At 74.9% G+C, this 23,216-nt stretch carries 19 protein-coding genes and 1 riboswitch; of the genes, 11 read left to right on the forward strand and 8 right to left on the reverse strand.

Features of this window, described 5'->3' with window-relative positions:
* Positions 1-26 precede the first annotated feature (26 nt).
* The 5 genes from B9L22_RS08720 (at position 27) to metE (ending at position 6,595) form a co-directional block, all read left to right on the forward strand.
* Positions 27-836, forward strand: coding sequence for a LytTR family DNA-binding domain-containing protein (locus tag B9L22_RS08720; RefSeq protein ID WP_233139954.1), 810 nt, complete (start codon positions 27-29; stop codon positions 834-836).
* Positions 833-1,300: a hypothetical protein gene (locus B9L22_RS08725; protein WP_086150030.1), complete on the forward strand. Its 468-nt coding sequence runs from the start codon at positions 833-835 to the stop codon at positions 1,298-1,300. Before B9L22_RS08720 ends, B9L22_RS08725 begins: the two co-directional genes overlap by 4 nt.
* Complete coding sequence (locus B9L22_RS08730; RefSeq protein ID WP_086150031.1) at positions 1,297-2,820, forward strand: cation acetate symporter; 1,524 nt, start codon at positions 1,297-1,299, stop codon at positions 2,818-2,820. The genes B9L22_RS08725 and B9L22_RS08730 overlap by 4 nt, the downstream gene beginning before the upstream one ends.
* A gap of 89 nt (positions 2,821-2,909) precedes the next feature.
* Positions 2,910-3,012, forward strand: a riboswitch (SAM riboswitch).
* 5 nt (positions 3,013-3,017) lie between these two features.
* On the forward strand, positions 3,018-4,079 hold the full coding sequence (locus B9L22_RS08735) for a methylenetetrahydrofolate reductase (RefSeq protein ID WP_086150032.1): 1,062 nt from the start codon (positions 3,018-3,020) through the stop codon (positions 4,077-4,079).
* A 32-nt stretch (positions 4,080-4,111) separates the two neighbouring features.
* Positions 4,112-6,595, forward strand: a complete 2,484-nt coding sequence (metE, locus tag B9L22_RS08740) for a 5-methyltetrahydropteroyltriglutamate--homocysteine S-methyltransferase (protein ID WP_086150033.1) — start codon at positions 4,112-4,114, stop codon at positions 6,593-6,595.
* A 56-nt stretch (positions 6,596-6,651) separates the two neighbouring features.
* Here metE and B9L22_RS08745 read toward each other — a convergent pair whose 3' ends face one another.
* The gene (locus B9L22_RS08745; RefSeq protein ID WP_021483231.1) at positions 6,652-6,903 is read right to left on the reverse strand and encodes a hypothetical protein; all 252 of its coding nucleotides are present in this window, start codon (positions 6,901-6,903) and stop codon (positions 6,652-6,654) included.
* Positions 6,904-6,953: 50 nt separating this feature from the next.
* Positions 6,954-7,202 (reverse strand): DUF2630 family protein, encoded by a 249-nt coding sequence (locus B9L22_RS08750; RefSeq protein WP_031316756.1) that lies wholly within the window; start codon positions 7,200-7,202, stop codon positions 6,954-6,956.
* 92 nt (positions 7,203-7,294) lie between these two features.
* Between B9L22_RS08750 and B9L22_RS08755 the strand changes: the two genes are divergently transcribed.
* Complete coding sequence (locus B9L22_RS08755) at positions 7,295-7,693, forward strand: VOC family protein (RefSeq protein ID WP_051028203.1); 399 nt, start codon at positions 7,295-7,297, stop codon at positions 7,691-7,693.
* Positions 7,694-7,697: 4 nt separating this feature from the next.
* Here the strand turns inward: B9L22_RS08755 and atpC are convergent, their stop codons facing one another.
* A complete protein-coding gene (gene atpC, locus B9L22_RS08760; RefSeq protein WP_233139898.1) occupies positions 7,698-8,015 on the reverse strand; it encodes an ATP synthase F1 subunit epsilon in 318 nt (105 codons plus the stop codon).
* Positions 8,016-8,193: 178 nt separating this feature from the next.
* On the opposite strand from atpC, the gene B9L22_RS08765 reads away from it, so the two are divergent.
* Positions 8,194-8,574: a VOC family protein gene (locus tag B9L22_RS08765; protein WP_086150034.1), complete on the forward strand. Its 381-nt coding sequence runs from the start codon at positions 8,194-8,196 to the stop codon at positions 8,572-8,574.
* A gap of 488 nt (positions 8,575-9,062) precedes the next feature.
* A complete protein-coding gene (locus tag B9L22_RS08775; RefSeq protein ID WP_086150036.1) occupies positions 9,063-9,569 on the forward strand; it encodes an FBP domain-containing protein in 507 nt (168 codons plus the stop codon).
* On the opposite strand, the gene B9L22_RS08780 is transcribed toward B9L22_RS08775, so the two are convergent.
* Together B9L22_RS08780 and B9L22_RS08785 are read right to left on the reverse strand one after the other, a co-directional pair.
* Entirely contained in the window at positions 9,553-11,748 is a 2,196-nt protein-coding gene (locus B9L22_RS08780) for an efflux RND transporter permease subunit (RefSeq protein WP_086150037.1), read from the reverse strand. The two genes, B9L22_RS08775 and B9L22_RS08780, sit on opposite strands and share 17 nt — an antisense overlap.
* Positions 11,749-12,019: 271 nt before the next feature.
* On the reverse strand, positions 12,020-15,343 hold the full coding sequence (locus B9L22_RS08785) for a family 16 glycoside hydrolase (protein WP_086150038.1): 3,324 nt from the start codon (positions 15,341-15,343) through the stop codon (positions 12,020-12,022).
* Between the two features lie 166 nt (positions 15,344-15,509).
* Here B9L22_RS08785 and B9L22_RS08790 point away from each other — a divergent pair, with 166 nt between their 5' ends.
* The 3 genes from B9L22_RS08790 to B9L22_RS08800 are packed head-to-tail and all read left to right on the forward strand — an operon-like array spanning position 15,510 to position 19,387.
* Positions 15,510-16,421, forward strand: a complete 912-nt coding sequence (locus B9L22_RS08790; RefSeq protein ID WP_086150039.1) for a PhzF family phenazine biosynthesis protein — start codon at positions 15,510-15,512, stop codon at positions 16,419-16,421.
* A gap of 60 nt (positions 16,422-16,481) precedes the next feature.
* The gene (locus B9L22_RS08795; RefSeq protein ID WP_143317195.1) at positions 16,482-17,795 is read left to right on the forward strand and encodes a sugar MFS transporter; all 1,314 of its coding nucleotides are present in this window, start codon (positions 16,482-16,484) and stop codon (positions 17,793-17,795) included.
* 47 nt (positions 17,796-17,842) lie between these two features.
* On the forward strand, positions 17,843-19,387 hold the full coding sequence (locus tag B9L22_RS08800; RefSeq protein ID WP_158097179.1) for a glycosyltransferase 87 family protein: 1,545 nt from the start codon (positions 17,843-17,845) through the stop codon (positions 19,385-19,387).
* A gap of 110 nt (positions 19,388-19,497) precedes the next feature.
* Here B9L22_RS08800 and B9L22_RS08805 read toward each other — a convergent pair whose 3' ends face one another.
* From B9L22_RS08805 to B9L22_RS08815, 3 genes are all read right to left on the reverse strand, one after another.
* Positions 19,498-20,709, reverse strand: a complete 1,212-nt coding sequence (locus B9L22_RS08805; protein ID WP_086150042.1) for a WxL protein peptidoglycan domain-containing protein — start codon at positions 20,707-20,709, stop codon at positions 19,498-19,500.
* Positions 20,710-20,841: 132 nt separating this feature from the next.
* On the reverse strand, positions 20,842-22,116 hold the full coding sequence (locus B9L22_RS19985) for a hypothetical protein (protein WP_086150043.1): 1,275 nt from the start codon (positions 22,114-22,116) through the stop codon (positions 20,842-20,844).
* Positions 22,117-22,149: 33 nt separating this feature from the next.
* Positions 22,150-23,169 (reverse strand): sugar phosphate isomerase/epimerase, encoded by a 1,020-nt coding sequence (locus tag B9L22_RS08815; protein ID WP_034651214.1) that lies wholly within the window; start codon positions 23,167-23,169, stop codon positions 22,150-22,152.
* Between the last annotated feature and the right edge of the window lie 47 nt (positions 23,170-23,216).

The following is a 23,216-nucleotide window of genomic DNA, read 5'->3' on the forward strand; positions in this document are numbered from 1 at the left end:
CCGGCGGGGCGGGGGACGCCGTCGGGCTGGACGTGCTCGTCGCCGACGACGAGCGTCCCGTGCTCGACGAGCTCGTGGCCCTGCTCCGCCGCGACCCGCGCGTGCGCACCGTGCGCGGGGTCGCGAGCGGCTCCGAGGCGCTGCGCGAGCTCTCGTCGCGCACGGTGGACGCGGCGTTCCTCGACATCCACATGCCGGGGCTGACCGGCCTCGACCTCGCCCGCGCGCTCTCGCGGTTCGCCGACCGCCCGGCGGTGGTGTTCGTCACCGCCGACGAGGCGCGCGCGCTGGAGGCGTTCGACGTCGAGGCCGTCGACTACGTGCTCAAGCCCGTGCGGCGCGAGCGGCTCACGCGCGCCGTCGACCGCGTCGTCGAGCGCGTCGCGGAGCGCACGGCGGCGGGGCGCGCTCCCGCGACCGACGCGGCGGCACCGCCCGCGAGCGCCGCCGCTCCCCCACCGGTTGCCGGCGACCCGGCGGGCGGTGCGGCCCCGGCCGACGAGACGCTCGTCGTGACGGTCGGCACGACGACGCGCCTCGTCCGGCGCAGCGCGGTGCGGTGGGTGCAGGCGCAGGGCGACTACTCCCGGCTCGTGACGGACACCGAGCAGTTCCTCGTGCGCGAGCCGCTCTCCGACCTCGAGGAGCGGTGGGCGCCCGCGGGGTTCCTGCGCGTGCACCGGTCGTACCTCGTGGACCGCGCGGCCGTGACCGCGGCGCGGTTCGGCGGGGCGCAGCCCGCGCTCGTCGTCGCCGGGCACGAGGTCCCGGTGAGCCGGCGCATGGTGCCCGCGGTGCGCGAGGCGCTCCTCGGGCCGCACCGGGGCGCGCCGTGACGGGCACCGACCCGCGGCGGGACGCGCGCGTGCGCGTCCGGTCCACGGACGTCCCCGCCGCAAGCCCCGACCCTCGCCCCGGCCCCGGCGAGGGCGCCGCCCCGGGGGGCGGGGCGCCGTCGGGCACGGCGCGGACCGGCGAGCCGGACGACGCCGCGACCGCCTACACGCGCGGGCTCGTGCGGGCCCAGCTCCGGCTCGGGCTGGCGTGCGTGGCGTCGTTCCTCGCGGTCGTCACGCTGCTCACGGTGACGATGAGCGGCGTGCCCGCGCTGGACGACGTCGTGCTGCTCGGCGTGCCGCTGCCGTGGCTCGTGCACGCGTACGGCTTCTACCCGGTGATCGTCGCGTTCGCGGTCGTGTTCGCGGTCGCGGCGGCGCGCAACGAGCGCCGGTACCGCGCGCTCGCCGAGGGCGCGGGCGGGCCCGACGAGCCCGGCCCCGACGACAGCGGTGCGCCGTGACCAGCGCGCTGCCCCTCGTCGCGATCGCGCTGCTCCTGCTCGCGACCGGCCTCATCGGGTTCTACGGCCTGCGGATCTCGCGCACCACGAGCGACTTCTTCGTCGCGTCGCGCACCGTGCGGCCGGTCTGGAACGCGTCGGCGATCAGCGGCGAGTACCTGTCCGCGGGCACGTTCCTCGGGCTCTCCGGCCTCGTGCTGCTGTCCGGCGCGGAGGCGTTCTGGTTCCCCGTGGGGTACGCGGCGGGCTACCTGCTCGTCCTGCTGTTCGTCGCGGGCCCCCTGCGGCGCAGCGGCGCGTACACGATCCCCGACTTCGTGCACGCCCGGCTCGACTCCGTGGTCGCGCGCCGCGTGACGAGCGTGCTCGTGCTCGTCATCGGGTGGCTCTACGTGGTGCCGCAGCTCCACGGGGCGGCGCTCGTCATCACGAGCGTGGCCGCGGTGCCGCCGTGGGTCGGCTCGGTGGGGATCGCGGTCGTGGTGAGCGCCGTCGTCGCCGCGGGCGGGATGCGCTCCATCACGTTCGTCCAGGCGTTCCAGTTCTGGGTCAAGCTCACCGCCCTCGCGGTGCCGCTCGTCTTCGTGCTCATGGCGCTCGGCGGGGCGTTCGAGCCTGGCGGCGCCGTCGTCACGTTCGACCCCGGCGCCGTGTTCCCCCACGAGGCCGGGCCGGGCGGCCTCGACGCGTACGCGACCGTCTCGCTCCTGCTCGCCCTCCTGCTCGGCACGACCGGCCTGCCGCACGTCCTCGTGCGCTTCTACACCTCGCCCGACGGCGGCTCGGCTCGCCGCACGACCGTCGTCGTGCTCGTCATGATCAGCGTGTTCTACATGGTGTCGAGCACGCTCGGGCTCGTGGCGCGGGTCGTCGCGCCCGACCTCGCGGCGCCCGGCGTCGCGGACACGGTCGTCCTCACGCTGCCGACCCGCCTCGTGCCCGGGCTCGGCGGCGAGCTGCTCGCCGCGCTCGTCGTCGCCGGGGCGTTCGCCGCGTTCCTCGGGACGTCGTCGGGGCTCGTGGTCGCGCTGGCGGGCGTCGTGAGCCAGGACCTGTTCGGCGGCACCGTGCGGTCCTTCCGCTGGTCGGCGGTCGCGTGCACGCTCATCCCGCTCGCGTTCGCGCTCGTCACCATCCCGCAGGGCCTCGTGACGAGCGTCGGGACGGTGTTCGTCTTCGCCGCGTCCGCCCTGTCCCCCGTGATCCTGCTCGGCGTGTGGTGGCGCGGCCTCACCGCGCGCGGCGCGGTGGCGGGCATGGTCGTGGGCGCCGTCCTGTGCGCGACGGCGCTGCTCGCGTCGTCCGCGCTCGTCGCCGCGGGGTACGGGAGCCCGTCCGGCGACACGGCCGACGGCGTCCCCGGCGTCGTGCGCGCCCTGCTCGCCCAGCCCGCCGCCTGGACCATCCCGCTCGCGACGGCGACCGTCGTCGTCGTGTCGCTCCTCGACCGGCGCGGCCCGCCGCTGCGCACCGACCGGTTCCTCCGCCGTCTGCACGTGCCCGAGCGCCGTCGGGCCTGAGACTCGTCGCACCGGGAGCGCCGACGACCCTCCGCATCTCACCTGGCGGGCGCTCTCGACCGCATGTCGGATGGGTCGTAGGATCGTGGCAACCATCCAGAGCGGTCGAGAGTCCTGGCTCGACGACACCGCAGCAACCCGCCGACGGAAGCCTCCCGAGGACAAAGGTGCTAACGCCAGGGTCGATGGAGTGACGCATGACCTCAGAGGCATCCTTCGCGCACCGTCCGGGCCGTCCTCGACCCACGGTGTCGTTCGAGCTCATGCCCCCGCGCCGACCGGACGCGGCCCCGAAGTTCTGGGAGACGGCACGCCGTCTCGTCGCGACGCACCCCGACTTCGTGTCCGTGACGTACGGCGCCGCAGGCACCGACCGCGCGACCGCGCGCCAGGTCGTCGGACGCCTGCTCCAGGGCACGCCCGTGCTGCCGATCGCGCACCTCACGTGCGTCGGGGCGTCGCGCGAGGACGTGGAGTCGGTCATCACCGACTTCCTCGACGAGGGCGTGCGGAGCTTCCTCGCGCTGCGGGGCGACCCGCCGCGCGACCAGCCGGACTGGCAGCCCGCACCCGACGGCGTCCGGTCGTCGACCGAGCTCGTCGCCCTGCTGCGCGAGGTCGAGGCGTCGCGCTGCGCGTCCGACCCGGCCGTCGCGCTGCGCGGCGCGGCCCGGCCGCTGACGATCGCCGTCGCGACGTTCTGCGACGGCAACCCCGCCGCCGGAACGACGCGCGCCCAGGAGGTGCGCCGCCTCTGGCAGAAGCAGCAGGCCGGCGCGAGCTTCGCGATCACGCAGCTCTTCTACGACGCGTCGTCGTACACCGACTTCGTCGCCGAGGCCCGCGCGGCCGGCGTGACGATCCCCATCCTCGCCGGGCTGCTGCCCACGACGGAGCCCGCGCGGCTCCGTCGCGTCGAGGAGCTCACGGGCGTGCGCCCGCCCCAGCACCTGCTGGACGCGCTCGACGCCCTGCCCGACCCGGAGGCGCAGCACGCCTACGGGATCGCGTACTCGGTCGACCTCGCGCAGCGCGTCCTCGACGCGGGCACGCCCGGTCTGCACGTGTACACGTTCAACAAGCACCGCGCCGCTCTTGACCTGCTCGAGGGTGTCCACCTCGGCGGCGGGTCGGTCGGGACCGGGGGCGGCGCCAGCGCCGCCGCCGCCCCGCTCGTCCCGGACCTGGCCAGCGGGCCGTGGGTCACCGGCACCTCCCTGCCCACGACGAGCGCCGCCACGCACGGCGCGCCCGTCTGACCGGTCCTCCGGACCAGCAAGAGGTTTCGATCATGGCCACTTCCGTACACTCCCCTACCCAGAACCCGGTCGGCTTCCCCGCCGGCACCGTGCTCGGCTACCCGCGCATCGGTCGCCGCCGCGAGCTGAAGAAGGCCGTCGAGGCGTTCTGGGCCGGCAAGACCTCGGCCGAGGAGCTCGAGGCCACGGCCCGCGAGCTGCGCCTCGCGACCGTGCGCCGGCTCGTCGACCTCGGCCTCGGCGCCGACGACGCGTCCGTCCCCGGCTCGTTCTCCTTCTACGACCAGGTGCTCGACGTCGCCGCGGCCCTCGGGGCGGTCCCGTCGCGGTTCGCGCCGCTGACCGACGACGCGGGCCGCCTCGACCTCGCGGGCTACTTCACCGTGGCGCGCGGCCAGGGGGACGACGCCCCGCTCGAGATGACCAAGTGGTTCGACACGAACTACCACTACCTGGTCCCCGAGATCGGCCCGGACACCCCGATCCGCTTCGTCGACGACCGCGTCGTGCGCGAGTTCGTCGAGGCGAAGGAAGCCGGCGTCGTGACGCGGCCCGTCGTCGTCGGGCCGGTGACGTTCCTGGCGCTGTCCAAGGCCGCGGACGACGCGCCCGCCGGGTACTCGCCGCTCGACCGCCTCGACGACGTCGTCGCCGCCTACGCCGACCTGCTGCGCGCGCTCGCCGCGGCGGGGGCGCCGTGGGTCCAGCTCGACGAGCCGATCCTCGTCACCGACTCGGTCGACGTGCCGTTCACCGAGCTCGCCGCCGCCGTGGGGTCCGCGTACCGCGCCCTCGCGACCGACCTCCGCCCGGTGCCGAGCCCGGGGTCTTCGGCGGCCTCGTCCGCAAACCCGGCGGCAACCCCTGGTTCGGCGCAGGACGCGCGGCCCGCGATCCTCGTCGCCACGCCGTTCGGCGGGCTGGAGACGTCGCCGGACGGCGACGGCGCGACCTTCGACTTCCTGGCGACCCTCGCGGGCACGGACGTCGAAGCGATCGCGATCGACGCCGTCCGTGCGGACCTTCCGGACTCGCCCTACGACGACCTCCTGACGAAGACGCTCGTCGTCGGCGCGATCGACGGGCACAACGTGTGGCGCGCCGACCTCTCGGCAAAGCTCGACACGCTGACCGCCGCGCGCAGCCTCGGTGCGGGCGCGGTCGCCGTCGGCACGTCGACGTCGCTGCTGCACGTGCCGCACGACGTCGAGGACGAGACGTTCGCCGAGCCCGGCACGGCGTCGGGCACGACGCTCGACCCGCGCCTGCGCGACTGGCTCGCGTTCGCGGACCAGAAGGTCGGCGAGGTCGCGACGCTCGCCCGCGCGCTGACCGAGGGTCGCGACGCCGTCGCGGAGGAGATCGAGGCGTCCCGCGCGGCGGTGGCGTCGCGCGCGGAGGCGAGCGGCGTCGTCGTGCCCGCGGTGCGCGAGCGTGCGGCCGCGCTGACCGACGCGGACTTCGCGCGCGGTGACTACGCCGAGCGTGCGGCCGCGCAGCAGGAGCGCCTGAACCTGCCGCCGCTGCCCACGACGACGATCGGCTCGTTCCCGCAGACGCCGGAGATCCGCCGCGCCCGCGCGCTGTGGACGAAGGGCGAGCTGTCGGACGCGGACTACACGACCGCGATGCGTGAGGAGATCGCGCGCGTCGTCGCGATCCAGGAGGAGCTGGGCCTCGACGTCCTCGTGCACGGCGAGCCCGAGCGCAACGACATGGTGCAGTACTTCGCGGAGCACCTCGACGGGTTCGCGGTCACGGCGAACGGCTGGGTGCAGTCGTACGGGTCGCGCTGCGTGCGCCCGCCGATCCTGTGGGGCGACGTGACGCGGCCCGCGCCGATCACGGTCGAGTGGTCCGCGTACACGGCGTCGCTCACCGAGAAGCCCGTCAAGGGCATGCTCACCGGGCCCGTGACGATCCTCGCGTGGTCGTTCGTGCGCGACGACCAGCCTCTCGGCGACACGGCGAACCAGGTGGGCCTCGCGCTGCGCGACGAGATCGCGGACCTCGAGGCCGCCGGCATCGGGATCGTCCAGGTCGACGAGCCCGCGCTGCGCGAGCTCCTGCCGCTGCGCCGCGCGGACCAGCCGGCGTACCTCGACTGGTCCGTCGGGTCGTTCCGGCTCGCGACGTCGGGCGTGGAGGCGGCGACGCAGATCCACACGCACCTGTGCTACTCGGAGTTCGGCGAGGTCATCGGCGCGATCGACGGCCTCGACGCCGACGTGACGTCGGTCGAGGCGGCGCGCTCGCGCATGGAGATCGTGCCGGAGCTGCGCGACGCCGGGTACTCGCGCGGCATCGGGCCGGGCGTCTACGACATCCACAGCCCGCGCGTGCCCTCGACGGAGGAGGTCACCGAGCTGCTGGAGCTCGCCGTGAAGTCGATCGACCCGCGCGTCGTCTGGGTCAACCCCGACTGCGGCCTGAAGACCCGCCGCTACGAGGAGACCGTGCCGTCGCTCGAGCACCTCGTCACCGCGGCGAAGGCCGTCCGGGCCACGCTCGGCTGACCCCGGAGACGCCGGAGGCCGGGTCCCGTCAGGACCCGGCCTCCGTGTCGAGGGTGTCAGCGCTCGGTCGTGCCCGTGCCCGCCATCGGGAGGGCGAAGGCGAGCGTCGCCGCCGCGAGGCCGCCCACGAAGAGCCACACACCGCCGTCGACGCCGGACATGCCCGACCCCATGAGCACGAGCCCGCCGACGAACAGCGCGAACGCCACGACGAACCGTGCGACCGCGCCCGCGTGACCGGGGATGTCGCGCCCTTCGGTCCCGGTGGGGAGGGGGCTGTGCGCCGCCTGCTCGCTGGACGTGGTCATGGGGTTCTCCTTCTGAGGTCGGAACGGGAGCCGGACGTCGCCGTCGGCGATCAGTCCAGGTAGTTCTCCACCGTACCGGGGTCTCGCACCGTCGCCGCATCGGGGTCGCCACCGAACTCGCGCGCGGCGCCGCGCTGGCGCAGCAGGTCCCAGCACTGGTCGAGCTCGACCTCGATCGCGCGGAGCCGCTCCTGCTCCTGCGGGCCCGAGATCTCGCCCCGGGCGAGCTGCTCCCGGAGCCGGTGCTCCTGCGCCACGAGCTCGCTGATCGTGCTGCGGATGCCGCCGTCGGTCGTCATGCCGTCCACGGTATGCCCGACGGCGCAGGCGCGCCCCGGGAGGCCGGGCCCCACGCGGGCGCGGCGTCGGCGGTGCGCCCTAGGCTCGTCGCATGACGACGACGATCGGGCGCACGGTCCTGCTCTGCCGCGACCTCGACGCGAGCGCCGCGTTCTGGGCCGACGGGTTCGGCTTCCGCACGTTGTTCCAGGGGGAGACGGAAGGGTTCCCGCTGCTCCACGTCGGCCCCGGACGCGTCGACGAGCCCGGCCTGTGGCTCGTGCCGCTCCCCGAGGGCGGCGCGCCGCTCGTCCGGCACGGCCTGCCCAACCTCGTGCTCTACGTCGACGACCTCGACGCGACCCTCGCACGCCTCGCCGCGGCCGGGGTCGAGCCGTTCGTCGGGCCCGACGCCGACGCCGAGACCGGCGACCGGTTCGCGCACGTCCACGACCCCGACGGGCACCGGGTCGTCGTCGTGCAGCTCGGGACGACGACCGACCCCGCGTAGCGGGCTAGCGGGCCGGCACCCACGTCGCGTCGTCGGCGAGGATCGTCACCTCGTCCTGGTCGACGACGACGAACCCGCCCCCGATCCGCAGCTCGGCCGTCGGACGGTCCGGGGTGCGCAGACGCACCCGGCCCGCCGTGAGCGACGCCGCGACCGGCTGGTGCCGCGGCAGGATGCCCAGCGTGCCCGACGCCGCGGGGACCGTCACGCTCCGCGCCTCCCCCGCCCAGAACACCCCGGACGGCACCACCACCTCCACGGACACCAGCCGCTCCCCGGCGGGTGCGGCGGTCTCGGACGGGGACGGCAGGGCGACGGGCACGGAGTTCCTCCCGGACGGTGGACGGCGGAACCTCCGAGTCTGGCCGGGCGATCCGCTCGCCGGGTCCAGCACTTCGTCACCCGGGTGGGGCCGAAGGTCACCGGGGAACCACCCGCCGCGGTGGTGCCGGCGAGCGGCCCGCGCGCCGACCGTGGGTGGCCCGCGTCACGATGGGTGCATGAGCACCCACGCGCACGGCATCCACCACTCGATCGACTACGTCGAGCTCCCCGTGACCGACCTCGCCGCCGCGCAGGCGTTCTACGGCGCGGCCTTGGGCTGGGAGTTCGTCCCCTACGGCCCCGGGTACGCCGGGATCCGCACGGCGGCAGAGTCCGGCGCGGACGAGGCCGGCGGTCTGCGTCTGGCCGAGTCGGGCGACGTGACCCGCGGCGGTCCGTTCGTCCTGCTGTTCTCCGAGGACCTCGACGCGACGCTCGCCGCCGTGCGGGACGCGGGCGGTGAGGTGGTCGAGGGCCCGTACGAGTTCCCCGGCGGCCGTCGGTTCCACTTCCTCGACCCGAGCGGCAACGAGCTGGGCGTCTGGGCGACGTCCTGAGGGACGGCGTCGGCCGTCGCGCCGGGGGTGCGCGGCGACCCGGGCGACAATCACGTTGACGACGGCGGGTGCCGAGGCGCACCATCGAGGGTGACGGTTGCCGTGGGCAGCCGTCCGTCGTGCCGGACGGGCACGACCACGGTTCAGGATCGCGCCGACGGCGCGCCGCACGGGACGAGGAGACGCGGATGCACGGCACCGCAGGCTGCGAGGTGGCCATGGCGGCCTGCTCGGGCGCCCTCTCCCCCCGCACCGTCACCCGCTGAGACCACCGGGCCGCAGGCCGTCGTCCCCGACGCCCGCCGCGCTCCGGGGCGCACCGCCGTCCGACGACCCCGTCGTCGCCCGGCCGCGCCGGTCACGACGCGACGGCTGCGGGCACGCCGTCCTCCCCGCCCCCGGCGGCGCCGTCGTGCGCCCGGGCGAGCACGCGTCGTCGTGCACGCTCGCCGGGCTGCGGACCGTCCTGACACGGAAGCAGCGAACCCATGAACCCCCTGACCGAGAAGCAGATCCGCGCGTCGTTCGTCAACGCGTCCAAGCGCGAGGCCGCGCAGGCGACCCTCCCCGACCTCGACACGCTCGACTGGGACCGCCTCGACTACCTCGGGTGGCGCGACCGCAAGGCCCCGCTCCTCGCGTACGCCGTCGTGGAGGTCGACGGCGAGCCGCGCGGCGTCCTGCTGCGCTCGACCGACGCCAAGACGGGCGGACGGCGCAAGCGCGCGGTGTGCGCGTGGTGCGAGGACGTCGTCGTGACGGACGACGTCAGCCTCTACGTGGCGCGCCGCGCCGGGGCCGCCGGGCGCCGCGGCAACACCGTCGGCACCCTCATCTGCACGCAGTTCCTCTGCTCGCAGAACGTCCGCCGGGCCCCGACCCGCACCGAGATGGGCGACGACGCGTCGATGCGCGAGCTGTTCGTCGAGCTCCGCGTCGACGGCCTCCGCGAGCGCTCCGCGCGCTTCGTCACCGAGGTCATGCGCGACGTGTGACCGACCGCGGCTCTCCCTCGGCGGACCCAGGCTCTACCTCGGCGGACCCGGGCTCTCCCCCGCGCCAGGAGGGCCACCAGTTCCACCGGCCCAGGAGCGTCATCGTCGCGGGCAGCAGCAGCCCGCGCACGACGGTGACGTCGAGGAGCACGGCGACGGCCATGCCGACGCCGACCTCCTTCATCGCGACGAGCTCGCCCGCCGCGAAGCCGAGGAACACGATGCCGATGGCGACGGCCGCCGTCGTGACGACCGGGCCGGACGCGGTGATGCCGCGGAGCACGGCCCGGTCGTTCGCGACGCGCGGGTCCTCGCCGGGCGGGCGGGCGCGCCACTCCTCCGCGGTGCGGGACAGCAGGAAGACCTCGTAGTCGGTCGAGAGGCCGAACACGAGCATGCCGACGAGCAGGGGCGTCGTGACGTCGAGCGCGCCCCACGGCTCGAACCCGAGGAGCGAGGCGCCGACGCCGTGCTGGAACACGGAGACGAGGACGCCGAGCGTCGCCGCGAGCGTGAGGAGGTTGAGCACGAGGGCCTTGAGCGGCACGACGAGCGAGCCGGTGAGCAGGAAGAGCAGCACGAAGGTCGCGAGCACCACGACCCCGGCGGCGAGCGGGAGCCGCTGCACGAGGTGCTCCTGGGTGTCGACGACCTCGGCGGCCGGTCCGGCGACCAGCACCTCGAGGTCGGTGTCGAGGGCGCGCACGGCGTGCACGAGGTCCTGCGCCTCCTGGGCCGTCGCGTCACCGCCCGGGCCGACGTCGGGCGTGAGGTCGACGACGGTGACCTCGGGCGGGTAGCCGGTGTCCTGCACGGCGTCCTCGACACCGGGCAGGGCGGCGGCCCGGTCGAGGAGGTCGGGCACCGCCGGGTCGTCGACCGGGCCCTCCACGAGCACGGTGACGGGCGCGACGCCGAGGTCGGCGAAGCGGGAGGTGGTGGCGTCGGCGGCGAGGCGCGCCTCGGCGTCGGCGGGCAGCGAGCGGACCTCCGAGCTGCCGAGCGTGAGCGAGCCGAGGGGCACGGCGAGCGCGAGCAGGAGCGCCGTCGCGCCGAGCGTGACGAGCACGGCGTGGCGCTGCGCGGTGCGCGCGAGCCGGCCCAGCGTGCCGGCGCCGCCGCGGCCCGTCCACGGGTGGGACCAGGTGCGGGCGCCCGGCGCGGGGATCGCGCGGTGCCACGTGGCGACGAGCGCGGGGACGAGCGTGAGCCCGGCGGCGGTCGCGACGAGCACCACGATCGCGCCGCCCACCGCCATGCCGGAGAGCAGGGAGTCGCCGAGCAGGAGGAGCCCGGCGAGCGAGATCGCGACGGCGAGGCCGGAGGCGAGCACGGCGCGGCCGGCGGTCGCGAGCGTGCGTCCGACGAGCTCGTCGAGCGGGAGGCCCGGGGACGCGGCGCGCTCCTCGCGGAAGCGCGCGAGCACGAGCAGCGAGTAGTCGACAGTCAGGCCGAGACCGAGCAGGGTCACGACGTTCACCGCGAACTCGTTGACGGGCACGACGCCGAGCAGCCCGCTGAGCACGAGCAGCGCGACCGCGATCGCGGCGAGCGCGGAGAGCAGCGGGACCAGGCCGGCCCGCAGGCCGCCGAGGACGACGACGAGCACGACGAGGAGCACCGCGATCGCGATCCCCTCGCCCACCGCGGCGTCGGTGATCGCCTGCTCGACGAACGCCTCCTCCGCGAGCAGCGCGCCGCCCACGAGCACCTCGGGGGTGTCGACGCTGTGCAGCGCGTCGGCGACGCGGTGCGCGAGGGCGAGCGCCTCGTCGTCGGACAGCGCGGGGTCGAGCTCGACGACGACGAGCGAGCCCTGCGCGTCGTCGGCGATGAGCCCACCGCCCGTGTAGGCGTCGGAGAGCTCGACGACGCCGGGCATCGCGCGGATGCCGTGCATGACCTCGCTCGCCTGGGCGATGAGGTCGGCGGAGAAGTGGTCGCGGCCGGACAGCACCGCGACGACGGTCTCGCCCTCGGGGGCGAGCTCCTCGAGGCGTTCCGCCGCGAGGGCGGACGCGCTGCCCGGCGGGGCGGGGTCGACGTCGGAGGTCTTGTCGAAGACCGCCCCGCCGAGCACGGCGCCCGCGACGAGGAGGACGGCCCAGACGACGAGGACCACGCCCCGGCGGCGGGCGGCGAACCGTCCGGTCCGGTGCAGGAGGCGTCCGAGCGTCATGGGTGCTCCCCTCGTCGGGAACTCGTCGGGGAGTCGTGGGGTCGGCCTCGGCCGGCTCGCCCACGACGTTCGTGCGGTGCGTCCGTGCGGCGGCGCGCGGACGTGAGCACCCTACGCGAGGGTGGGAGCGCCGTCGGACCGCGCTCCGCCCTGCGGGGACGCCCTGCCGGGCGCCGGACGAGACGGGTCGGGCGGGGGCGGCTCGTGCCGCCGCCCCCGCCCGGTGCGACCCGGGGCGGACGGCTCACGCCGCCCGCCCCGGGTCATCGGCTCAGCCGCAGCTGACGGCCTCGTAGGCGGCGTCCGCCCCGAACGTCCGGCCGTCACCGGTCGCGGAGACCTGCGCGGCGCCGGCCTCGACCGACGTGGCACGCGTCGCGAACGACTGGTACGCGGAGGCACCCGGCTGGACGCCGGTCACCGTCTTCGTCCCGAACGGCGTCGTGAGCGTGACGTCCGCCGGCACCGTGTCGTCGTTCGTGGCACGGACCGCGACGTAGACCTTGCCCGCGAGGCAGCGGGTCTGGACCGTCGTCGAGATCGCGAGCTCCTCGACGGGCTCGTCGGTCAGCTCCTTGAACCGGATGTTCCGGTAGTTGACCATCTCGCCGTTGCCGTGGTTCTGGATCCCCACGAAGCTGTTGACCAGGCGGGCCGGGTCGCTGCTCGTGAAGTCGTTGACCAGCACGTCGTTGAGGTAGACCCGGATGCGGTCGCCCTCGACGCGGATGTCGTACGCGTTCCACTGGCCGACCGGCTTGAGCGAGGCCTCGACGGCCGCGGCGTCGGCACCCTGGAACGTGTAGATGGCACCCGTGGTGCGGTCGGCGGCGTCGGTCGCGTCGATCTGGATCTCGTAGCCCTTGTTGACGGCCACCCACGGGTCGTCGCCCGGGTTCGGGAACCCGACGAACACGCCGCCGTTGTCGTCCTTGAGGAGCTTCCAGTCGAGCTTCAGGCTGTAGCTGTCACCGAGCTCCTGGTTGTACCAGAGCAGGCCCATGCCGCCCGCGCCCTGGATCGAGCAGTCCTCCTGGCGGCCGAAGCCACCCGGACCGGCCATGCGCCAGCCCTCCTGGAGGCTCGCGAGGGTGCCGTCGAAGAGGGCGGTGTAGCCGTCCTCGACCTCGCCCGGGGTGCAGATGTCCGGGTTCTCGCCGATCGAGAGCACGTCGATGTTGATGTTGCCCTGGTCGCCCGTCTCGTACGCGAGCGTGATGGTGTTCGTGCCGGCCTGGAGCTCGAGGTCGCGCGTCTGCACGCCCCAGTCCTTCCAGCTCCCCGTGGTCGGGAAGTTCCACTGGCCGAGGTCCTGGCCGTTCACGTGGAGCGAGACGTTCTTGGACCGCAGCTCGGTGTACGGGTGGATGCCGTTGGCGTAGCGCACGTTCACCGGGTAGGTGCCCGCCTCGGGGACGGTCACGGAGAACGTGCGGCCGGAGCCGACGCTCGTCATGCCCGCGGCGAAGCCGGAGCCGGAGTAGTTGCTGTGGTCCGAGCCGATGCTCGAGCCGCCGAGGGGCTGGGCCAGCTCCGCCTCGTACCAGCCGCGGTCGGCCGGGGCGACGTAGCCGGGCAGCGAGTTGAGCGTGTACCAGGCCTCGGTGCTGAGGAGCTCCGCGCCGTCGGCCGAGGCGAACGGGCGCGGGGACCGGACGTAAACGACGTGGCCGGGCTTGAGACCGTCGATCTTCAGCGTGACGGTCGTGCGGTCCTCGGACACCTGGGCGTCCGTGACGAAGAGCGGCTGCTCGTCGACCTTCGGGCCGCCGTACTGCTGCGTCGGCACGTAGCGCCACTGCTTGATCTGGTACGCGTCGGCGAGGTTCTCGACGACCTCGTCGGAGACCGGGTCGGTGTACTCGATCTCGAAGCCGCCCTCGACCACGCGCATCTCCTTCATGTCGAAGGAGTCCTCGTTGACGGGGACGAGCTTCTGGAGGCCGAACCGGAGCTTGCCGGACTCGCCCCAGTTGCCGCCCTCACCGGTGCCGCCGGCGTAGAGCGCGCCGTCGGGGCCGTAGATGACGCGGTTCACGCCGACCTCGAGGCCCGCGGTGTGGCGGAAGACCGCACCCTGGAACTCGCCGTCGACCCTCTCGAGGAACGCGCGCTGGATGCCGCCGTACGTGACGTCGCCGAGCAGCATCTGGCCCGCGAACTCGCCGTCCTCGACGAGGATCGGGTTGCCCGGGGAGTTGGCGATCTCGTTCTGCGGCAGCCACACGGCCGGCGGGGCGACGGGGTTCGAGTCGAACGGCCCGGCCGGGTTCGTGTAGTGGTTGTAGAACTTGTCCTGCTGGATGTGGATGAGCTTGTTCGACGGCAGCCAGGCGCCCTGGTTGTCCGTCGCGAAGATCTCGCCCTCGGGGCCGAAGCCGATGCCGTTCGGCGTGCGGAGGCCGCCCGCGACGTAGCTCACCTCGCCCGTCTCGCGGTCGATCTTGATCGACGTGCCGCGGTTGGCCGCGGGCTGCGGGTTCGTCGTCGCGCCGCCGTTGTTGATGGCCACGGAGAGGTTGACGTAGAAGTAGTCCTCGTCGTGGATCAGGCCGAACGCGAACTCGTGGAAGTTGCCGCCGTCGGGCCACTCCGCGATCTTCGTGTGGGTGTCGTAGAAGCCGTCGCCGTCGGGGTCGGTGAGCTGCGTGAGCTGGTACCGCTCCGAGACGAAGATCGAGTCCTCGACGACCTCGATGCCCATCGGGTTGAGCAGCTCGTCCGCGACGAGCGTCGCCGTGACGTCCTCGGGGCCGTCGGCCGTGGTGACGCCGTCGAGGAAGTACACCTCGCCGGACACCGGGTCGGGGCGCCAGCCGCCGGAGCTGACCTCGCCCGTCGTCACGACGGCGAGCTGCTCGTCCGGCGTGAACGCCAGCCCGGAGACCTTGGGCTCGAAGCCCGCGGGGCGCAGGTCGACGAGCTCGTAGTTGGGGTTGACGGAGTCGAGCCGCAGGCCGTCGCCGGCCGTGTCGGTCGCGCCCTCGCAGTACTTGTAGCCGGGCGCGGTCACGCGCACGACGCCGGCCTCGGTGCTGAGCGCCGACGTCGGGATCACCTGGAAGGAGGAACTGCCCGGCGTCTTCCACGCGAGCGTGAGGCGCTGCTTGTCGCTGCCCTCGTAGTAGTCGACCCGCAGGTCGTGCACGCCCGCGGTGAGCGTCGCGCTGCCCTCGACGGAGGTCGAGTCGTTGGGGCCGTCGTTCTCGAGGACGAGCTGGCCGTCGATGTAGACGAGCGCGCCGTCGTCGTTGGTCACGCGGAACTGGTACTGGCCGTCCGCGGGGACGTGCAGGTTCGCGCTCACCTGCGAGATGAAGTTGTCCTCGGCGCCGAACTGCTCGGCCGTGGACCAGTCGATGGTCGGCATGAGCTTGTCGACGTTGGGCGTCTGCCCGGACTTCAGGGTGCAGACCCCGCCGGGGTTCTGCGCGAGCTGGAAGGTCCGCAGCGTGACGCCGGGCTCCTGCTCGGGGAGCTCTGCCGCGGCGGGGACGGCCCAGCCCGCGACGACCAGGGCGCCGAGGGTGAGGGCGGCCGCGCCGCGTCGGTACCTGATCCGGCGGGACACCGGCAGGCTGGTGCGTTCGAGCATCGTTGCTCCTTACTCGGTCGGACTACGAGTCCACGGAGCGTAACCCCTGCCTGGCTCCGTCGATGACAACGCTGGACAGGCTAGCCCCCGTTCTATCGATGTGTCTACAACTTCCGTCTCGCCGTCGACAAAAGTCGTCCCACCAGCGGGGACGTACGCTCACGGCATGACCGCACGCCACGGCGACATCGCCGACCGGACCGCGTCCCGCCCGTTCGCCCAGGTCGACGTCTTCACCCGCACGCCGACCCTCGGGAACCCCGTCGCGGTCGTGCTCGACGCCGTCGACCTCACGGACGAGCAGATGGCCGCCTTCGCGCGCTGGACCAACCTCTCCGAGACGACGTTCCTCCTGCCGCCCACGCCCGACGGCGCAGCGGGCGGTGCCGACTACCGCCTGCGGATCTTCACCCCGGCGGGCGAGCTGCCGTTCGCGGGTCACCCGACGCTCGGGTCGTGCCACGCGTGGCTCGAGGCGGGCGGCACACCGCGCGCGGGGGACGTCGTCGTGCAGGAGTGCGGCGTCGGGCTCGTGACGGTCCGGCGCGAGGAGGGCACGGAGCGGCTCGCGTTCGCCGCGCCCGCGCTGCTGACCGACGAGCCGGTCCCGGCCGACGACCTCGCCGCGATCGTCGCCGCGCTCGGCGTCCCCGACGCGGCCGTGCTCGACCACCGGGTGCTCGACAACGGTCCGGGCTGGCGCGTCGTCCTGCTCGACTCCGCCGCGCGCGTCGCGGGCCTGACCCCCGACTGGACCCGGCTGCGCGCGGAGCACCCCGACCTCTCGGTGGGCGTCGCCGGCCTGCACGGGGACGACGGCGGCCCCGACGGCACCGCCGTCGAGGTGCGCGGGTTCGCGCTCGCCATGGGCATCCCCGAGGACCCGGTCACCGGGAGCCTCAACGCCGTCGTCGGGCAGTGGCTCACGCGCGACGGCCGCCTCCCCGGGCGCTACGTCGCCGCCCAGGGCGCCGCGCTCGGCCGGGCGGGGCGCGTGCACGTCGAGCGCGACGACGCCGGGACCGTCTGGGTCGGCGGGTCGAGCGTCACGTGCGTCGCGGGGACCGTCCGCCTCTGACGGGTCGCCGCCGCGGAAAACGGAGGCCCGGGGGCCTGCCCGCTCCGTAGACTGGGGCAAGTGTCAACAAACCCTCCGGTTTCCGGGACGGCGCGCGCCCTGACGGACCGCGCCGTGGTCTCGCGCGCGCGGTGGGCGCTCATGGTGCAGTTCGCGCTGTTCGGCGTCATCGGCACGTCGTGGATGAGCCGCCTGCCGTCGGTGCGCGAGGCGCTCGGGCTGAGCTCGGGCCAGCTCGGCGCGCTGCTCGTCGTGGGCGGGGTCGGCACCCTCACGGCCGTCGTCGTGACGGGCGCGGTCGTCGCGCGCTTCGGCAGCCGCACGACGCTCGTCGTCGCGACGTCCGCGAACGTCGTCGGGTTCGGCCTCGTCGCGCTCGGCACGGCGACCGGCAGCGTCGGCGTGTTCGCGGCGGGCGCGTTCCTCAACGGCATGTGCGGCGCGCTGACCAACGTGCCCATCAACATCTGCGCGGCGTCGGTGGAGCAGCACGTCGGGCGCGCGATCCTCCCCCACTTCCACGCGGCCTTCTCCATCGGGGCGGCGTGCGGGGCGCTCGTCGCCGCCGCGTTCTCGTGGGCGCACGTGGGCATCGCCACGCAGGTCGTCGTCGTCACGCTCGTCGTCACGGCCGCCCGCGCGCTCCTCATCGCGCCCGCGACGGCGATCGCGCCCGAGCGGGCCGCGGCGCGCACGACGGCGGCCGACGGCGCCCCCGCACCCCGGCGCGGCGCGGGCGTCCGCGCGGCGCTCGCCGCGTGGCGCGAGCCTCGCACCCTCCTCATCGGGCTCGTGCTGCTCGCGTCGTCGCTCTCGGAGGGCTCGGCCGGCAACTGGCTGTCGATCGCCGTGGTCGACGGGTTCGACGTGCGCGAGGCGCTCGGCGCGGTGGCGTACGGGACGTTCGTCGGCGCGATGACGGTGTTCCGGTTCGCGGGCACCGGGCTCATCGACCGGTTCGGTCGCGTCGCGGTGCTCCGGGCGTCGGGCGCCTCCGCGCTCGTCGGGCTCCTGGTGTTCGGCCTCGCGCCCACGCTGCCGCTCGCGTGGGTCGGCATCGTCCTGTGGGGCTGCGGTGCGGCGCTCGCGAACCCCGTCGCGATCGCCGCGGCGTCCGACGACCCCGCGCACGCCGCACCCCGCGTCGCGGTCGCGACGTCGTTCTCCACGGTCGCGATGCTCAGCGCTCCCCCGCTGCTCGGCCTGCTGGTCGACGGCGTCGGGGCCCGCCACGCGCTCCTCGTGATCTGCGCCGCCACGGTGCTGTCCCTCGCGGTCGCCGGCCAGGTCCGGCCGCTGCCGCGCCCGGCGGCGCCCGCCCCGGCCGACGACCTGCCGGAGCCCGGCCGGGAGCGCCCGGTCGGGTCCCGCTAGGAGGACGCGTCGCGCGCCCGCCGCGGCCCCGGCGCACACTGGCGGGTGTGAGCCTGGCAGCCCGTGCCCCGCGCCGAGCGCCCGCTGCCGCGCGGTGGGGGTGGGTCGTGGCCGCCGTCGTGGCAGGCCTGGCGTTCCTCGTGCGGTGGCACCTCGTCGGTGGCTCGGCCGGGATCGGCGGGTACCGCGGCTACGACGACGGCGTGTACTTCTCGGCCGCGGTGGCGCTCGTGCACGGCCGCGTGCCCTACCGCGACTTCCTGCTGCTGCACCCGCCCGGCTCGACGCTCGCCCTGACGCCCTTCGCGGCGCTCACCACGTGGACGAGCGACGACCACGCCCTGGTCGCCGCGCGCGTCGGCATCATGCTCGTGGGCGCGGCCAACGCCGTGCTCGTGACGCGCGTGGCGCGCCGGTGGGGCGCGACGGCGGCCGTCGTGGGCGGCGTCCTCTACGCGCTGTCGTACGCGGCGGCGTGGGCCGAGCGGCTCACGCTCCTCGAACCCCTCGGCTCCCTGTGCCTGCTCGGAGGGGTCGTGCTGCTGCTCCGCGGCCTGGACCGGCGCCAGGAGGGCACCGGCTGCGAGCGCCCGTGGCTCTGGGCGGGCGGGGCCGTCCTCGCGCTCGGTGCGACGGTCAAGATCTGGGGCGTGGTGCCGCTGCTCGTCGTGCTCCTCTGGCTGCTGGTCGTCGCCGGGTGGCGCACCGCGGCCCGCGCGGCCGTGGGCGCCGTCGTCGCGCTGGTGACGGTGCTCGGCCCGTTCCTCCTCGCCGCGGGGTCGGACATGGTCCGCATGGTCGTGCTCGACCAGCTCACCCGGCCCCCGGCGACGACGGACCTCGAGCAGCGGCTCGTGTGGCTCACGGGGACCGGCGGCCTGCGCGACCTCGTGCCGGAGCAGGAGCAGCTCGCCGTGGCGTGGACCGTGCTGGGGCTCGCGACGGTCGCCGCGGTCGCGGCGTGGGTCGGGCGGCGCGGGCGGCTGTGGGTCGTGCTGCTCGCGGTGCAGGTCGGCGTCCTGCTGCTCTCGCCGTCCGCGTACCCGCAGTACGCGGCGTTCTCGGCACCGGCGCTGGTCCTCGTCCTGGCCGCCGCGTGCTCGCTCCTGCCCCGCCCGGGCCGAGCCGCGGCGGGAGCGCTCCTGAGCGCCGGCGCCGCAGCACTTCTGATGGCCGCGGTGCAGACCGCACCGCGCATCGCCCCGTTCCCGACGGCCGAGGTGGCGGCGGCGCTCCCCGACGACGGATGCGTCCGCGCCGACTCCCCCGGGGTCCTCGCCGTCCTCGACGTGCTGAGCCGCGACCTCGAGCGCGGCTGCGAGCTCCCCGTGGACCTGTCGGGGTACTCGTACGACCACGGCGCGCGGGACGCCGCCGGCGAGCCGGTGCCGCGCCGTCGGAACCTCGCGTGGCAGGAGGAGGCGCTGCGCTACCTGACGTCGGGGTCGTCCGCCGTGCTCGTGCGGTCGACCGGCAACGGGTTCAGCGACGAGACCTGGCGCGCGCTCGACGCCGCGACGACGACCGTCGTCGACCGGCCGGGGGTGCAGGTGCTCGTCCCGCACGACGACGTCACGCGGCCGGGCGGCTGAGCCCGCGTCACGCGTGGCGGGGTCGCTCAGCCGCAGGTCCGGTGCCGCTCCAGCGGCTCAGGTGCGCCAGGTGACGCCCTCTCCACCACCGTCGCTCCGGCCCGGACACCTCACGGCGCAGGTCTCGCCCAGGGGTCCCGGTCCGGTGCCGGGCTGCCGACGGGCTCGTTCGGGTGCTCCTCGGTCGTCGGCTCGTCCGCCCCGCCCGCCGCACGCTCGGCGAGCGCGGCGGCGACGGCGGCGTCGACCGCGCGCTGCTGGGCGGTCCGCGCCCGGCGCCGCGCGCGGACGCGCCAGACGACGAGCAGCGCCACGAGGACGAGGAGGCCGAGCGCGACCCACGGCACGGCCCAGGTGGTGGCGGTCGCGACGACGCCCGGCACGACGACCTCCGGGTCGGGCACCGTCCCGGGCAGCGGCACGACCTCGCCGCCGACCGTCAGCGTCGCGACCTCGCGACCGAGCGGCCAGACGCCGTCGACCTCGACGGTCCGCTCGACGGACGAGCCGGGGAGCAGCTCGGGCACGTCGACGTCGGTCGCGGACGTCGCGCCGAGCCCGAACGGCCCGGAGACGCGGACGGCGGTCGCCGGGGCGACGCGCGCGTTGCCCTCGTTCGTCACGGTGAACGTGACGGTCGCGCTGCCGGGCGCGAACGGGTTGAGCGTGCCGTCGTAGGCGAGCCGCACGTCGTCGACCGCGAGCGCCGGGGCGAGCTCGCCCTGGACCCGCAGGTGGACGCGCGAGCCGAGCCGCCGGTCGGTGGTGACGCCGTCCTCGGCGACCACGACGAGGGACGACACGACTCCGGCGGCGTAGTCGCCCGGGGTCGCGTCGTCGGGCACGGTGACGGTGAAGGGGACCTCGACGCGCTCCTGCGGGGGGATCTCGACCTCGGCCTGGTCGAGGGCGATCCACGACCCGAGCGCGGTCGACTCCTCGCCCGCGGGCAGGAGGTCGAGCGTGCCGTCGTCGGTGAGGAAGCCGTCGGCGGCGTAGACGGCGAGCGCGAGCGGGGTGTCGCCGTGGTTCGAGACGACGAGGCTGTCGCGCAGGGAGCCGCCGGGCGCGAGCGAGTACGCGAAGTTGGGCCGGTCGACGCCCTGGGCGGTGTCTCCCGGACGCACGCCCCACTGCACGGTCTGCGCCGGGTCGGGCGCGGGCGCGTCGTCGGTCGCGACGGCCGTCCGCGCGGCGGGCGCGGCCTGCCCGGGGAGCGCGACGGCGGCGGGCGCGCCGAGGAGCGCGAGCGCGAGCAGGGGCCCGGCGAGCGCGCGCAGGGCGCGGGACGCGGGGGCGGGAGAGGTGCGGCGGTGGGTCATGCGCTCGGTCCTTCGTCGGTGCAGGTGGGGCGGCTCGGACGAGAGCCGCCGGACCGGCCGGCCACCACGGCGTGCGTGGTGGCCGACCGGTCGCCCGGCCCGTGCTGGGCCGGGCTGCGGTGTCCCGCGGGATCAGCCCAGTGCGGTGAGCGTGATCGTCGCGGTGTAGGTGCCGCGCGGGGTGTCGAGCGGCATCTTGAGGTCGAGCTCGGCGCCGACCACGGACGCGCCGCGCGCGTGACCCTCGTCGGCCCGCGCGAGGGTGCGTGCCTGCTTGAGGCCCTCGCCCTCGTCGAACCCGGACGCGACCGGGGCGCCGGCGACGGCGTCGCCGCCGTTCTCGATGACGCCCGGCGTCCAGCCGAGGTGCTTGCCGTCCACCGTCTGGCCGCCCGCCGTGAAGTCGGACACCTGGCCGGTGACCGACCACGCCGGGTCGCCCGCGCGCGTGTCCTGGACACGCACGGGGACGAGCTGGCCCTGGGCCTGGTAGTGGCTGAGCTCCTCGGTCGCGACACCGAGGTCGACGAGGCGCGACGAGCCCTCGAGCGACCACGTGAGCTCGCCCCCGGACTGCTGCGGCACGGTGACGGCCACGGCCTGGTCGCCCTCGGGCGCGGCCCCCGGCTCCTCGCCGGTGTGGTCGCCCTCGACGCCGCCCGCGGTGTTCCCGGGCCCGAAGACGGCGGCCGGGTCGTTGCCCGTCGCGCGGATCGTGCCCTGGACCGCGGTGCCCGCGACCCGCAGGTTGCCGGCGTTCCCGCTGAGCACGAGGTCGCCCGCGACCGCGTTGCCCCACTCGTCGGCCTCGCCGGACGCCGTCGCGCCGACGAGCAGGTCGCGCGCACCGTTGCTCACGGTGAGCGTGCCGCCGACCACGGCGCCCGCGACCGTCACGCCGAACGCGGAGCCGTCGAGCGTCGCGTCGCCGCGCACGGACGTGCGCAGCAGGTCGACGTAGCTCGCCTCCTGCGTGAGCAGCCCGCCGGAGACGGTCGAGTCGCTGATCTCGACGTCCACACCCCCGGCCGCGACGTCGCCCCCGACGGTGAGGTCGTTGAGGTACAGGAACCCGTTCCGGGTGCCCGCCGAGTAGACGCTGACGTCCCCGGCGACGCTCGTGCCGTCGAGCAGCACGCCGTACGCGTCGGTCGCGACGACGTCGCCCCCCACGGTCACGGACGTCGCGTCGAGCCAGCCGCCCGGCTGGACCACGACGTCGCCCTCGACGGTCGCGCCGCCGAGGACGCAGTCCGCGCCCCCGGGGACGACGAGGTCGCCGCTGACGGTCCGGTCGCCGAGGTCGGTCGTGCACTCGACGTCGGCGGCCTGCGCCGCGGGCGCGACCGCCGTGGCCGTGGCCACCGCGAGCAGCGCGGCGGCCGGGACCTTCCACTTCCACTTCATGTGATGCTCCTTGTCAGGTGTGGTCGGTCCGCGTCAGCCGCGGAGCGAGGAGATCTCGCCGTAGCTGCGGCGGGCGTTGCCCAGGGAGTTGAGGGCGTTGCCGGGCTCGGCCACGGTCGCCGCGTTGTCCTGCTCGTACAGCCCGAACCGCTGCCCTCGGTCGCGGAGCTGGGAGAGGAACGCCTGGTAGGGGATGTCGCCGGCGCCGAACTCGATGATGTCGTAGCCGTTGCCGCTGGACTCGTTCGTCTTGCCGTCCTTGAGGTGCAGGATCGGGAAGCGGCGCGGGTCGCGCGTGACGTAGTCGATCGGCTCGAACCCGGGGTACAAATGGCGGCCCACGTACGCCCAGTAGACGTCCATCTCGAAGAACACGAGCTCGGGGTCGAGGTTGTCCCACAGCAGGTCGTAGACGCGCTGGTTCGGGTCGTCGCTGGTGAACGCCCACTCCTGGGCGTGGTTGTGCGAGTAGAGCTTGAGCCCCGCCGCGCGGGCCTTCTCGCCCATCTGGTTCCAGGTCTCGCAGGCCTGGAGCCACTGCGCCTTGGGGATGGGGCCGCCGTAGCCGCCCGCGATGGGGCCGCCCTGGCCGAGGTGCGGCATGCCGAGCGCGAGCGCCTTCTCGATCTCGGCGTCGATGTTCGCCGGGGTGAGGTTGACGTGCGCGCCGACGGCGCGCAGGCCGTTGTCGTCGAGCAGCTGCCGGATCTCCGGCACGGTGATCGCGCCGACGCTCCCCTGCGTGTAGCCCGCGAACTCGATCTCGGAGTAGCCGATGTCGGCGAGCTCCTCGAACACGGCCCGGAACCCGAGCGAGCTGACCTTGTCCCGCACGGTGTAGAGCTGGATGCCGATGCGGTTCACCGGCACGAGCCGGTTGCGCCCGCCGGACGGCGCGACCGCCGTCGGGAGGGCGCCGCCGAGCGCGTTCGCCGCCGACGGACCGAGGGCGGCCCCCACGCCCACGGCGACCGACGACGCCGCGAGCGCCTTGAGCAGGTTGCGACGGGTCATCGGCTTGGCCGAGACCGTCGGGTGGTGGTGTGAACTCATGTCTCTCCTTCGAGGTGAGCCGCCCCGGGACCGCACCCGGGGACGCC

Source organism: Cellulosimicrobium sp. KWT-B (assembly GCF_002127155.1).
Taxonomy (GTDB): domain Bacteria; phylum Actinomycetota; class Actinomycetes; order Actinomycetales; family Cellulomonadaceae; genus Cellulosimicrobium; species Cellulosimicrobium funkei.